The sequence below is a fragment of the Aeromonas sp. WP2-W18-CRE-05 genome (genome assembly GCF_014168615.1).
Classification (GTDB): Bacteria; Pseudomonadota; Gammaproteobacteria; order Enterobacterales; family Aeromonadaceae; genus Aeromonas; species Aeromonas caviae.
On sequence record NZ_AP021917.1, the window covers coordinates 61,592 to 75,000 of the forward strand.

The 13,409-nt window shown below is 62.0% G+C and carries 11 protein-coding genes and 1 riboswitch; of the genes, 7 read left to right on the plus strand and 4 right to left on the minus strand.

Annotation, left to right across the window (positions count from 1 at the left end):
* The first annotated feature begins 1 nt into the window (after position 1).
* A complete protein-coding gene (locus H7R73_RS24105; RefSeq protein ID WP_232092723.1) occupies positions 2-928 on the plus strand; it encodes a transporter substrate-binding domain-containing protein in 927 nt (308 codons plus the stop codon).
* Positions 894-3,587 (plus strand): ATP-binding protein, encoded by a 2,694-nt coding sequence (locus H7R73_RS00285; protein ID WP_232092724.1) that lies wholly within the window; start codon positions 894-896, stop codon positions 3,585-3,587. Before H7R73_RS24105 ends, H7R73_RS00285 begins: the two co-directional genes overlap by 35 nt.
* A gap of 31 nt (positions 3,588-3,618) precedes the next feature.
* Here H7R73_RS00285 and H7R73_RS00290 read toward each other — a convergent pair whose 3' ends face one another.
* Positions 3,619-4,059, minus strand: coding sequence for a hypothetical protein (locus H7R73_RS00290; RefSeq protein ID WP_045522692.1), 441 nt, complete (start codon positions 4,057-4,059; stop codon positions 3,619-3,621).
* A gap of 161 nt (positions 4,060-4,220) precedes the next feature.
* Here H7R73_RS00290 and H7R73_RS00295 point away from each other — a divergent pair, with 161 nt between their 5' ends.
* The 3 genes from H7R73_RS00295 to H7R73_RS00305 all read left to right on the plus strand — a co-directional run bounded on the left by H7R73_RS00295 (position 4,221) and on the right by H7R73_RS00305 (position 7,916).
* Positions 4,221-5,894, plus strand: coding sequence for a sensor histidine kinase (locus tag H7R73_RS00295; RefSeq protein ID WP_039040684.1), 1,674 nt, complete (start codon positions 4,221-4,223; stop codon positions 5,892-5,894).
* Positions 5,888-6,616: a LytR/AlgR family response regulator transcription factor gene (locus tag H7R73_RS00300; protein WP_069651566.1), complete on the plus strand. Its 729-nt coding sequence runs from the start codon at positions 5,888-5,890 to the stop codon at positions 6,614-6,616. The genes H7R73_RS00295 and H7R73_RS00300 overlap by 7 nt, the downstream gene beginning before the upstream one ends.
* 109 nt (positions 6,617-6,725) lie before the next feature.
* Complete coding sequence (locus tag H7R73_RS00305) at positions 6,726-7,916, plus strand: L-lactate MFS transporter (protein ID WP_182951437.1); 1,191 nt, start codon at positions 6,726-6,728, stop codon at positions 7,914-7,916.
* A 72-nt stretch (positions 7,917-7,988) separates the two neighbouring features.
* Here H7R73_RS00305 and H7R73_RS00310 read toward each other — a convergent pair whose 3' ends face one another.
* Entirely contained in the window at positions 7,989-9,113 is a 1,125-nt protein-coding gene (locus H7R73_RS00310) for a 5-(carboxyamino)imidazole ribonucleotide synthase (protein WP_049636933.1), read from the minus strand.
* On the minus strand, positions 9,110-9,619 hold the full coding sequence (purE, locus tag H7R73_RS00315) for a 5-(carboxyamino)imidazole ribonucleotide mutase (protein ID WP_029313402.1): 510 nt from the start codon (positions 9,617-9,619) through the stop codon (positions 9,110-9,112). The genes H7R73_RS00310 and purE overlap by 4 nt, the downstream gene beginning before the upstream one ends.
* A 207-nt stretch (positions 9,620-9,826) precedes the next feature.
* A riboswitch (cobalamin riboswitch) is annotated at positions 9,827-10,004 on the plus strand.
* A gap of 52 nt (positions 10,005-10,056) precedes the next feature.
* Here purE and H7R73_RS00320 point away from each other — a divergent pair.
* On the plus strand, positions 10,057-11,922 hold the full coding sequence (locus H7R73_RS00320) for a TonB-dependent receptor domain-containing protein (RefSeq protein WP_103261060.1): 1,866 nt from the start codon (positions 10,057-10,059) through the stop codon (positions 11,920-11,922).
* A gap of 108 nt (positions 11,923-12,030) precedes the next feature.
* The gene (murI, locus tag H7R73_RS00325) at positions 12,031-12,819 is read left to right on the plus strand and encodes a glutamate racemase (RefSeq protein WP_010672351.1); all 789 of its coding nucleotides are present in this window, start codon (positions 12,031-12,033) and stop codon (positions 12,817-12,819) included.
* A 3-nt stretch (positions 12,820-12,822) separates the two neighbouring features.
* Here the strand turns inward: murI and H7R73_RS00330 are convergent, their stop codons facing one another.
* Complete coding sequence (locus H7R73_RS00330; RefSeq protein WP_029313407.1) at positions 12,823-13,314, minus strand: RNA recognition motif domain-containing protein; 492 nt, start codon at positions 13,312-13,314, stop codon at positions 12,823-12,825.
* Positions 13,315-13,409: the final 95 nt, after the last annotated feature.

Below are 13,409 nucleotides of genomic sequence, written 5' to 3' on the forward strand. Positions count from 1 at the left end.
ATTGCTGTTGCTTCTGCTGGCGCTGGTCTGGGTGTGGCCGCTGGCGGCCCAGGAACCGGAAGAGCCCCTGCTGCAAGTCTATTCGCGGGATGGCGGGGAATACCTCGATGCCAGCCCCTTGCCGCTGCATGGGGAGGAGTGGCGCTGGTTGCAGGAGCGCGAGCGGCTGATCCTGGGGGTGCCCAGACCTGACAACCCGCCTATGGACATCACCCTGAGGGCGAATGCCTATGAAGGGGTGACGGCCGACATCGTCGGCATGTTGACCCATCTGCTGCACATCGAGATTCTGGTGAAGGGATATCCCTCCAGGGCGGCTGCCATTGAAGCGCTCCAGCGGGGGGAGATCGATCTGCTGAGTACCTCCAATTCCTATGAGCGGGAACAGCATCTTCTGCTGACTGACAAATATATTGCTGACGACCCAGCCATCTATAAAAACATTCAGGTCAAAGAGCGAGAAATAAGAACAATAGCCGTGCCGGAGTATTATTTGCCGTTCATGGACATCATGCGCTATCTGTCGGACTACAAAATTAAAATATACCCGTCCCGCTATAGTGCATTGTCCGCGGTGGCATATGGTCAGGTTGATGCCGTCATGGTGGACATGATCTCCGGCAACTTCATCGTCAACAAGTTCTATCAGAGCAGCATTCAATTATTGAAGCCGCTCTATATCGATACCGCCGGTTTTGCCTTTGCCCTCAATCCCAAGGAGCGGCGACTCAAGAGGATCATGGATATCGCGCTGGGGGAGATCCTCGAGGGCAAGCGGGCGGAAGTGGCCAAGCGCTGGAATGGGGGGGGGCCTCTCCATCGGTGCCAGCAGAATCGACCTGAGCCGCGAGCAATGGGAATGGCTGAGCAAACGGGAGAAGATCCGGATTGCGGTGAACAGCGGCATCCCGCCCCTCAGTTTCTATGACGTCACCGGTACCATGCACGGCGTGGTCGCCGATTTGCTGCAGGTCATGCGAGCCAAGCTGGGGGTGGAGCTCGAGGTGGTGCCTGCCAAGACGCCGGAGCAGATGACCCAGTTGCTGGATAGCGGCCAGGTGGATGCGGGGGTGTTGAGCCCTTCTGCCGAGCGCAGGAACCGCTATCTGTTCAGCCGGGCCTTTGTCCTCGATCCCCTTTCCTATGTGGTGGGGCTGCGCCACCGGGAGGTCCCCCCTGCATCGCTGCTCAAGACCGGCACCGTGGCCATGGTCAGAGGCTTTATCTCGACCCAGGCCATCGAGGCGGAATACGGCAAGCTGACGTCGCGGCAGTTCGATACGATTGAAGATGCCATGCGCTGTGTGGCGATGGATGTGTGCGATGTGACCATACTGCCGCTGCGGGTGGCCAAGTACTACGTGAACAGCAAATTCCCCGACAGCCTGATCATTACGGGGGAGCTGTTCGATTCCATCCCCATCGGTGCCGCGTTGGCGGTCACCCCCGCGCATCCCGTACTGCGGGACATTCTGGACAAGGTGATTGCCATCATTCCGCCGGATGAGCTGGAAGGGCTCTCCAACCGCTGGCGGGTCAATGTCAAACAGGAGAGTGTCTCCTGGCAGGAGTTAATTCAGGAGTTCGGGGTCTTTATCGCCTTGATCCTGCTGCTGACCCTCTGGGTTGGCCTATGGGGGCTGTCCCTGCGCAAGCAGATCCGCGAGCGGCGACTGGTGGAGGGGGCGCTGAGCACCCAGCTCAAGTTCATCGCCGATCTGGTGGACGGGACACCTCACCCCATCTATGCGCGGGATTTGAACGGGATCCTGGTACTGTGCAACAGCAGCTATGCCAGCTTCCTTGGCGAGCCCAAGGTCAGCCTGCTCGGCACGGGCCTGGACGACGCGCGAACGCGCTGGCCTTTTCTTGCTCCCCTGCACGGGGATCTGGTGCTTTCCTGTGACAGCCGCCGTGCCCAGGAGGGGGATCACCGTCTGGTCCTGCCGACGGGCGGGGTCGACGTCTATCACTGGGTTCAGCCTTACTACGATCTGAACGGCAATGTGCAGGGGGGCGTGGGAGGCTGGATCGACGTCAGCGAACGGGTACGCCTGCTCGATGAGCTGGCGGTGGCCAGCCAGGAGGCCCAGGAGGCAAACCGTGCCAAGAGCACCTTCCTCGCGACCATGAGCCACGAGATCCGTACCCCCATGAATGCCATCATCGGCTTGCTGGAACTGGCGCTCAAGCGGGGTCGGCTGCACGAGGAGGATCAGGCCTCCCTCGCCATTGCCCATGGCTCGGCCAGCGATCTACTGAGCCTCATCGGCGACATCCTGGATATTTCCAAGATCGAGTCTGGCCGGTTCGAACTTGCCCCCGAACCCCATGACATCGTGACCCTGACAGCATCGGTCGTTACCGTCTTTACCGCGCTGGCGAGGCAGAAAAATCTGCGGCTGGATCTCGTCACGGGCAATCCTTCCTGGGTGCAGATCGATGGTCTTTGTTACAAGCAGATCGTCTCCAACCTGATCAGCAACGCCATCAAGTACACCGAGCGTGGGTCGGTCACGGTGACGCTGGCCTCCCGGGTCAGCGATGGCTGGTGTACCGTGCAGCTCACCATTCTGGATACCGGAATCGGCATCGATCAGGCCGAGCAGGCCAGGCTGTTCGAGCCCTTCAGCCAGGCCAGCCAACCCGAGAAAATCCAGCAGTCGGGTACTGGGCTGGGTTTGATGATCTCCCGCTCCCTGTGCGAGACGATGGGCGGCTCCCTGCAACTGGAGAGTGCGCCCGGGCAGGGGACCCGGGTCAGTATCGAGATCAAGCTGCCGGTGGCCGATGCCGTGGCGATGCCCGCCACGCCTGCACAGGAGCCGGCGGTGGAGCCGGTGCGGCGACTGAAGATCATGGTCGTGGACGATCATCCAGCCAACCGGTTGCTGGTCAGCCAGCAACTGGCTTATCTGGGTCATGACGCCACGGCCGTCGAGTCGGGAGAAGAGGCGCTGCGGCTGCTGATCGGAGCCAGGGTGGATGTCATCATGACCGACTTCAACATGCCCGGCATGAACGGCTTCGAGCTGGTTCGCCAATGCCGGGAGCTGGAGCGGCTGCACGGCTGGCGACGCACCGTGATCCTCGGGCTGACGGCCGATGCGCGGCAGGAGCAGATCAATGAAGGGCAGGCGGCAGGGATGGATGACTGTCTGTTCAAGCCCGTCGGACTGGAGGCGCTCGATCACTGCCTGCGTCGGCACATGCAGCGGGAAGAGCAGAGTGACATGGTCGTCTGCATGGAGGAGATCCGGCGGTATCTGGGGCCGCTGACCGCACACCAGTCGACCCTGATGGTGCCTCTGCTGGCCGAGTTCGTGCGGGCCAGTGACGACGATATCGCGGGATTGCAACGGGCCGCGGAGGAGGGGCATGTCGGCCAGTTCATCGACCGCATACATCGCCTGAAAGGGGGCGCCAGGATCATGGGCACTCTGAAACTGGTGGCGACCTGCAGCGAAATAGAATCCTGGGAGCTCGATCAGGCCAGGCTGCCCGAGGCGCTGGCCCGTTTGCAGCAAGAGTACGAGGTCGTTCGGCTGGCGGCGACCCAACTGCAGGTGATGGAAGGGGAGGAATGAAGGCATGGGAACATGCCTTCGGCTCCTGTGGTCAGCCCAGCCAGTACACCATCAACTCATAGGCGGCTTCGCCCACCTGGTCCGGTCTGGCTGACGGGGCCTGATAGCTGAGGTAATAGCGGGTCGCCTGCGCCAGGGGGAGGGCGCGGCTTGCTTCGAGGGGTTGTCCGTTGAGCGCCAGCGTGATCCGGAGATCATCCTGCTGTGGCAGGGAGCCGTAGAGTGCGCGGGCTTGCAAACGATAGGTGGTGTTGAAATCCGGGTGGCTCAGGTCTGCTGCCAGGATCTGGACGGGAGCCTGTGCCGGATCCGAATTGATGGCCTGGAGGCCTGGGTGGGTAAGCGCTACTTCCATGTTGGTCTCTTTGCTGGCGGTGGCCTGCCAGTTCAGCTGGCTCACCTGCGTATTGGCGTGAACGGCGGCACTGCTGCAACCGATCATCACTGCCAGCACCATGCTTTTTTGAAACATAGTTATCTCCTTTGTCGGACTGGGCCCTCCTTGGCGAGGGCCTCCTCTTATCGGCGCTTTCCCCGAAAGCTGAACCGCTCTCCCCGGATTCGCCCATGAGTCGGCGGCAGATAAGGGGTATGATCCGCCCCCTGGCGCCATGCCATTGACGGAGGAGAGCCATGCTCGAAAATCAGATGATGTTGTTGGCGGTGTTTGAGCGGGCGGCGCTGATGCTGATGACGCTCTTTCTTCTCACCCGCACCCGGCCGTTTCAGCGATTGTTCCAGAAGCGTGACCACACCCCGGCCGAGCTGGTGCTGGTGGCGGCCATCTTCTGTCTGTTCGCGGTGTTCAGCACCTACACCGGCATTCCGGTGGAGGGGGCCCTCATCAATGTGCGGATCATCGCCATCATCTCGGGCGGCATCCTGTTCGGTCCCTGGGTCGGCATTCCGGCCGGGGTCATCTCGGGTCTGCACCGTTATCTCATCGACATGGATGGCCACACCTCCATTCCCTGTCTCATCGCCAGCATCATCGCCGGCCTGCTCGCCACCTGGCTGCACCTGCGCTGTCGCAAGTCGCGGCTCTGGCTCTATGGCATCCTGGCGGGGATGGCCTGCGAGGGGCTGACCATGCTGCTTATCTGGCAACTGACCGAGCCCCATGCGGTAGGTGTGGAGATTGTCAGTCATATTGCCTACCCGATGATCGCCGGTGCGCTCTGTATCGGGCTCATTATCAAGCTGGTGCAGGACCTGGACGACGAGAAGGAGCTGATTGCCGCCAAGCAGGCCAAGCTGGCGCTCGACATCGCCAACAAGACGTTGCCGTTTTTCCAGAACATCGATCGCCACTCCCTGAGCCAGGTGTGCGGCATCATTCGCAGCGAGATCAGCGCCGATGCGGTGGCCATCACCGATACCCGCGACGTGCTGGCCTATGTGGGGGTGGGCAAGGATTACTACGAGCTGGACGAGCACCACGCCATCAGCGACATGACCCACAGAGCGGTGCTGCTGGACCAGATCATCATCAACAACGATCTGCGCCAGTATCACCTCTCCGATTTCCACTCGGTCATCATTATTCCGCTGCGGGAAAACGGCGCCGTCAGCGGCACCCTCAAGATCTACTATCGCCGCACCCACAGCATCACCAGCTCCCTCAAGGAGATGGCGGTGGGTCTCTCCCAGCTCATCTCCACCCAGATGGAGGTGTCGCGCATCGAGCAGCTCAAGGAGATGACCCGCAAGGCGGAGTTCACCGCGCTGCAGAGCAAGATCAACCCCCACTTCCTGTTCAACGCCCTCAATGCCATCTCGTCGCTGATCCGCATCCGTCCCCAGCAGGCACGCCAGCTGATCGCGAACCTCGCGGATTACCTGCGCTACAACCTCAACAAGGGGGACACCCTCATCGACATCCAGGAGGAGCTGCAGCAGGTGCGCGACTACGTGGCCATCGAGCAGGCCCGCTTCGGCGACAAGCTGGAGGTGGTGTTTGAGGTGGACGACGTGCATATCCAGGTGCCGAGCCTGCTGTTGCAGCCGTTGGTGGAAAACGCCATCCTGCACGGCATCCAGCCCCGCAGTGCGCCGGGTCGGGTCACCATCGAGGTGAAGCAGCTGGCGGGCGGCATCCGGGTCGCGGTGCGCGACACCGGCTACGGCATCAGCCAGGCGGTGATCGACGGGGTCGCCGCCGGTCGGGTGGAAAGCCGCAGCATCGGTCTGATGAACGTGCATCAGCGTGTCAAGCTGCTCTATGGCGACGGCCTGCACCTCAAGCGGCTGGAGCCGGGGACCGAAGTCTGTTTCTATCTGCCTGATCAGGAGGCAATGCCATGCTGAAAGCCATCATAGTGGAAGACGAATACCTTGCCCGCGAGGAGCTGGCCTTTCTGGTGGGGCAGCACAGCAACATCGAGATAGTGGCGAGCTTCGAGGACGGGCTGGAGGCGTTCAAGTATCTGCAGGATCACGAGGTGGACGTGGTGTTTCTGGATATCCAGATCCCCGCCATCGACGGCCTGCTGCTGGCCAAGAACCTGCACAAGTCCAGCCATCCGCCCCACATCGTCTTCGTCACCGCCTACAAGGAGTTTGCGGTGGAGGCGTTCGAGCTGGAGGCATTCGACTACATCCTCAAGCCCTACAACGAGCCGCGTCTCATCAATCTGCTGCAGAAGCTCGAACTGGCGGGCAAGTCCCAGCCCCAGGGTGCGGAGTCCGGGTTGCCACAGAACCGCACCGTCAATCTGGTGAAGGGGGAGCGCATCATCGTCACCCCCTGCGAGCAGATCTACTACGCGGAAGCCGACGAGAAGCTGACCCATGTCTACACCCGTACCGATCGCTACGTGATGACCATGACCCTCAGCGAGTTCGTCAGTCGGTTGCCTGCCGAGGGGTTCTTTCGTTGCCACCGCTCCTACTGCGTCAACATCAACAAGATCCGCGAGATAGTGCCCTGGTTCAACAGCACCTATCTCATCCGGCTCCATGACCTGCCGTTCGAGGTGCCGGTCAGCCGCAGCAACATCAAGGCATTCCGTCAGCTGATGCGGCTCTGATTGTCATTCATTCCCGCCGATCTGCATTTCATGCCTTAATCGGTCGGCGGGAGTGGCGTCTTGCCTATAGTGGCCCCAGTTTCCTTAAGGCCATTCCTCGAGACGCATCATGACCATCGATCTGAATCGCACCCGCTACCTCACCCTGTTGGGGACCATCATCACCCAGTTCGCGCTGGGATCCGTGTACACCTGGAGCCTGTTCAACGCCCAGCTTTCCGACAAGCTGGACGAACCGGTGAGCCAGGTCGCCTTCGCCTTTGGCCTGCTCAGCCTCTCCCTGGCGGTGGCCTCCTCCCTGGCGGGCAAGCTGCAGGAGCGGTTCGGGGTGCGCAACGTCACCCTGGGCGCCGGCGTGCTGCTCGGCATCGGCTTCTTCCTCACCGCTCATGCCAGCAACCTGGCGATGCTCTACCTCTGCGCCGGCATCCTGGTCGGTTTTGCCGATGGTACCGGTTACCTGATGACCCTCTCCAACTGCGTGAAGTGGTTCCCGGAGCGCAAGGGGCTCATCTCCGCCTGCTCCATCGGTGCTTATGGCCTCGGCAGCCTGGGTTTCAAGTACATCAACCTGCTGCTGCTCTCCAGCAATGGCCTTGAGACCACCTTCCAGCTGTGGGGGCTGATCGCCATGTCCATGGTGCTGGTGGGTGGCATGCTGATGAAGGATGCGCCCCAGCAGGCCTCCGCCGTGCAGCAGAGCGAGAATCGCGACTTCACCCTGGCCGAGGCGATGCAGCCGCAGTACTGGATGCTGGCGCTGATGTTCCTCACCGCCTGCATGAGCGGTCTCTACGTCATCGGCGTAGCCAAGGACATCGGCGAGAAGATGGTGGGCTTGCCGGCCGTGGTCGCCGCCAACGCCGTCGCCATCATCGCCATGGCCAACCTGGGCGGCCGGCTGGTGCTGGGCATCCTCTCCGACAAGATGTCCCGTATCCGGGTCATCACCATCGCCCAGTTGATTACCCTGGCGGGCATGGCGCTGCTGCTGTTCGTGCCGCTCAATGCCAACCTCTTCTTCGTGGCAGTGGCCTGTGTGGCGTTCAGCTTCGGCGGTACGATCACCGTCTACCCCTCGCTGGTGAGCGACTTCTTCGGCCTCAACAACCTGACCAAGAACTACGGCGTCATCTATCTGGGCTTTGGTCTGGGCAGCATCATCGGCTCCATCGTGGCCTCCCTGTTCGGCGGCTTCATGGCGACCTTCAACCTCATTCTGGTGTTGCTGGTGGTGGCCCTGGTGCTCTCCCTCACCATCCGCCTGCCAGCTCCCGTTGCGGCTGTCGACAGGGCCTGACCCCTCTCGCTTCTCAAGTCATAAAAAAAGACCCGGGCCTTGGCCCGGGTCTTTGCATGTCAAGGGGTGGACTCAGCGCGGAGGCAGACCCAGCAGGGCGCGCAGCTGGTGCGCGGTGGCCTCGACCGCCGCCCAGTCGCGGCCAGTGACGGTGACGTGGCCCATCTTGCGGCCGGGGCGGGCTTCGCCCTTGCCATAGAGGTGAAGGTGCACCCCGGGCAGGGCCAGGGCGCCGGCCCAGTCCGGCGTGCCGTCTTGCCACAGATCCCCGAGCAGGTTGAGCAGGATGGCGGGCTGAACCTCAGCCTGTGCCGGCAACGGCAGATCGCACAGGGCGCGCACCTGTAACTCGAACTGGCTGCAACCGGCGTTGTCGATGCTGGGGTGACCCGAATTGTGGGGCCGGGGGGCCATCTCGTTGACCAGCAGTTCACCGCCGACCAGGAAGAACTCCACCGTCAGCACACCCACATAGTCGAGGGCGGCGATGATGTGCTCGGCGATGCGCTGGGCTTCGCGCTCCAGGGCGGGCACATTGGCCGGGGAGCGGGTCTGATCCAGGATGCCGCCGCTGTGCCAGTTCTGCACCAGAGGCAGGGCACTGATGGCACCGCTCGGACTGCGTGCCAGGGTGAGGGCAAACTCCCCCTCCAGTGGCAGGCGTTTTTCCAGCACGCAAGGGACACCGCTGGCGGCCAGGGCCGCTGGCAATTCGCCCGCATTGTGGATAGTCCACTGCCCCTTGCCATCGTAGCCCTCGCGGGCGGTCTTGAGGATGGCGGGGAAGAGGTCGCTGGGCAGGGCGGGCAGCGGCTCGCCGGGCAGCAGGGTCAGGTTCGGGGCGACCGGTACGCCGGCGCGGGTCAGGAAGGCTTTCTCTTCCCGGCGATCCTGACAGACACGTACTGCGCTCGCGGCCGGGCGCACCGGCTTGTACTGCTCCAGCAGGGCCAGGGAGGCGGCGGGCACGTTTTCGAACTCGCAGGTGATGGCGTCGCAGCGGCTGGCCAGATCGCGCAGGGCATCGGTATCGTCATAGGCGGCAACGATCTGCTCGTCGGCGGCTGCACCGGCGATGCTGATGGGGTCCGGGTCCAGCACGATCACCTTGTAGCCGAGACGGTGGGCAGACATCACGAAGTAGCGGCCGAGCTGGCCGCCACCGAGCATACCCAAAGTGGCGGGGGGCAGTATCATGCCGGCTCCTCCAGGGTGAGCGCCAGCACCCGGTCGCGCTCCTTGGCGCGGAAGCCGTCGAGCTGCTGGTGATAACGGGGAGCGTCGCCATCTTGGGCGACAGACAGCAGGGACACGGCGAACAGACCGGCATTGGCGGCACCCGCCTCGCCGATGGCGAAGGTGGCGACCGGCACGCCCTTGGGCATCTGCACGATGGAGAGCAGGGAATCCATCCCCTTGAGCTGGCGGGTGGGGATGGGCACGCCCAGCACCGGGATCGTGGTCTTGGCGGCTAGCATGCCCGGCAGGTGGGCTGCGCCGCCGGCGCCGGCGATGATGGCGCGCAGACCGCGATCGCGCGCACTGGCGGCATATTCAAACAGGAGATCCGGGGTGCGATGGGCGGATACGACGCGCGCTTCATAGGGCACGCCGTGCTCCTTGAGGATGCGGGCGGCGGCCTGCATCACGGGCCAGTCAGAGTCGGAGCCCATTACCAGGCCGATCATAGGGGGGGTCGTCATTACGGCTTCCTCGGATGTCAAACGTTTGCTGCATGTTACCAAAAAGCCGTGGGATCTGGCTCAACATTTCTTGTGTTTGACCCTCTCGAATGACGGTCAACGAGCCTCAAGGTACGAGAGGGGGCGAGGATCTGCGCCACTTGGCACCGGCTTTGGGTAAAAACGACATTAGAAATCCAGATGGCTATACATCCAAGGCGGCTCTGCCTATAATCCCCCCGCTTTGGCGCATCATGCTTAAAAGGGAATCCGGTGAGAATCCGGAGCTGGCGCGCAGCGGTAAGGGGGAACGAAGCGACATCAGGGCACTGCCGTCAGGTGGGAAGCCGTCGCCGTAGGTCATCAGCCCCCAAGCCCGAAGACCTGCCAAAGTTCGTATTTCGGGCCGAGAGAAACCGGCCACGAAGTAGATGCTTACGCGAACTTAAGGATCTCTCATGTCCAAGACATTATTGGCGGCTGCCCTGTTGCCAACGGCGGCCTTTGCCCAACAACTGACCATCCCTGTCAATCCCACCATGGTGGTGACCGCTACCCGTGTCGCCCAGCCTGCCTCCAGTGTGCTGGCTCCCGTCAACGTGGTGACCCGTGACGAGATCGATCGCCTGCAAGCCCAGACCGTGACCGACGTGGTCAAGACCCTGCCCGGCGTGGAAGTGGTCAGCAACGGCGGCCGCGGCCAGCTCAGCTCGCTTCGGGTACGTGGTGGCACCTCTTCCCAGACCCTGGTGCTGGTGGACGGGGTGCGCAGCGCCTCTCTGACCGCCGGGATGACCGAGCTCAACAACCTGCCCCTCAACCAGGTGGAGCGGATCGAATATATCCGCGGTGCACGCGCCACCATTTATGGGTCCGATGCCATCGGTGGGGTCATCAACATCATCACTCGCCCGGACCAGGGGACCAATCAGCACAAGTTCAACCTGGGCGCGGGCTCCCACAAGCAGCGTCAGGCTGCCTTCAGCAGCGCCAGCCAGGTGGGTGATGCGGGTCAGATCAAGGTCGCTGGTGGTTTCGATGACGAGACCGGCTACAACGTGCATCCCATCGTCGGGGTGAACGATGGCGACAAGCATGGCCACCGGGGCTATAACGCCATGGTGGATTATCAGCAGGCGCTGGCCAGCAACTGGGATCTGTTCGGTACGACCCGCTGGTTCCGCAACATTGCCCAGTACGACAGATCCTCTGCCGCTTCCGCCTGGGGCCCGGCGTTTCATCAACGCAACGAGACCTGGACCGAGAACCAGAGCTACCAGCTCGGCTCCCGCTATCATGACGCGCGCTACCTGAGCGAGCTGCGCGGCGCCTTCTCCAAACAGGATGCCTACGACTACCCGGATACCAGCGGCCGCGATCAGTCCGCTGATCGACTCTATACCCGTCAATACACCCTGAACTGGGTCAACAGCGTCAAGTTGGACGAGAGCTGGACCCTGGGGGGCGGCGCCGACTGGCAGCGCGACATGCTGGACGATAGTTCCCGCTCCTCTGGCGTCGCCTTCCCGAGTGAGGCCGATGAGCGTGACAACACCGGGCTCTATGCCCTGGCCCAGTTTGACAACCAGGTCTGGCAGGCCGAGCTGAGCGGTCGCAGCGATGACAACGAGCAGTTCGGACGTCACAACACCTGGCAAACCGGCGCTGGCTGGCGCTTCGTTGAGGATTATCGCCTCAGTGCCCGTTACGGCACCGGTTTCCGTGCCCCCTCCTTCAACGATCTCTACTACCCGGGGTCCGGCAATCCTGACCTGAAGCCGGAAGAGTCGAAAAGCCACGAGTTGATGCTGGACGGGCAGACCGCTGGTGTGGAGTGGCGCTTGACCGGTTATCGCAACGATTTCGAGCAGATGATCCAGTGGGCACCGGACAGCCAGGGCATGTGGACGCCGCAAAACGTCGGCAAGGCGCGGATTGAAGGGGTTGAGCTGGAAGGGGAGTTCGAGACCGGCTGGCTGAGCCATCGCGTTTCCGCCGAATACAAGGATCCCAAGGACAAGGTCACCGACAAGCAGTTGCAGCTGATCTCCCGCAAGGGGGCCAAGTGGGTGAGCCAGGCGCAGTGGCAGCAGTTCGATGGCTCCCTGAGCTGGATCTACCAGGGTGAGCGTTATGGTGACGCGGCCAATACCACCCAGCTGGGCGGTTACAGCGTGTGGAACCTGGCGGTGGGCTATCAGGTTGCACCGTCCTGGAAGGTCTCTGGCAAGATCAGCAACCTGCTGGACAAGGAGTACCAGACCTCGGTGGGTTACCCGGCTGACGAGCGTGCCTACTATGTGACGGTGGACTACGCACTCTGATCCCCTTGTCTGGATCTGAAAAATCAGGGGCCCTGCCATTGGCAGGGCCTTTTCTATTGGCGCCGGGCGGGAGTATGATCGCGGCCTCGCATTCAAGGGGGAGCTCAGGTGGCCAATATTCTCGTGTTCGACTCCGGTATGGGCGGTCTGACCGTCTATGGGGAGATCCGTCGCGCTCTGCCGGAGCACAACTATTTCTACAGTTTCGACAATGCCCACTTTCCCTATGGCGAGCTGAGTGAGGCGGCCCTCATCGAGGCTTGTACCGGACTGGTCAGCCACATGGTGGCCGAGCACGCCATCGATCTGGTGGTGATCGCCTGCAATACCGCCAGCACCATTGCCCTGCCATCCCTGCGTACCGCACTCAGCATTCCCGTGGTCGGCGTGGTCCCCGCGATCAAGCCTGCCGCCGCCCTGACCCGTAACGGCTACATCGGTCTGCTGGCAACGCCCGGCACCGTCAGCCGTGACTATACCCATGAACTCATCGCCCAGTTCGCCCCGGGCAAGCATGTGCTGCTGAAGGGGGCCACCGAACTGGTTATCGAAGCCGAGCGCAAGCTGGCGGGGTTGCCGGTCAATATGGCCCTGCTCAGAGAGGTGCTCGCAGACTGGATGGAAGGGGAGGAGAGGCCGGATACCCTGGTACTGGGATGTACCCACTTCCCCTTGCTCAACGAAGAGATCAAACAGCTGATGCCGGAATGCCAACTGGTCGATTCGGGTCTTGCCGTGGCAAGGCGGGTGGCGCATCTGCTGGCGACACTGCCGGTCCAGGCGCCTGGCGAGGGGACGGGACGTGCCTACTGCACGCGACTGGATGCTGGGGCCCAGAAACTGACAGCCCCCTTGCAAGCTTGGGGGCTGTCGTCACTCGAAGAAGTGGTGTACTGAATATCAGGCGTCGACGTCGTTGACGTCCTTCTCATCCCGGTCCCGCTTGTCATTTGCTTCACGCACTTTCAGGGTGCGCTGCTGATACTCCTTGTCATTGAGCGCGGCGATGGCCTTGGCCGCATCGGCGACAGGCATCTCCACAAACCCGAAGCCCCTGCGTTTGCCGGTGGCCTTGTCCTTCATCAGACGAACTGACAGTACCTGACCTTGCTCGGCAAAGAGTTCGCGCACCGCAATCTCGTTGGCGCGATAGGGCAGGTTGCCTACATATAAGGTACAGGTCTCCTGGCTGGTCGCCTGTTCGAGGGCGGTGGCAGGCGCACGGTTAAGGAAGAGCGGTACCACGAAACCGCCAATGGCCAGACCGGCGGCAAAAATGACTTCGACTTTCAGAGAGAACTGCAGGGCCTGGGCAACCAGATAGCCGAGCAGCGCCAATACCAGAGCAAGAACTGCTGCCTGCACATAAACGGGAAACTTGGATAAATTCATCTTTAAAGACCTTTTGTAAATGAAAGCAAAAAAGGTGCAACACTTTATTCACCTTCATGGTAACCAGCTTTACGACCAGACGCTACCATGGACCA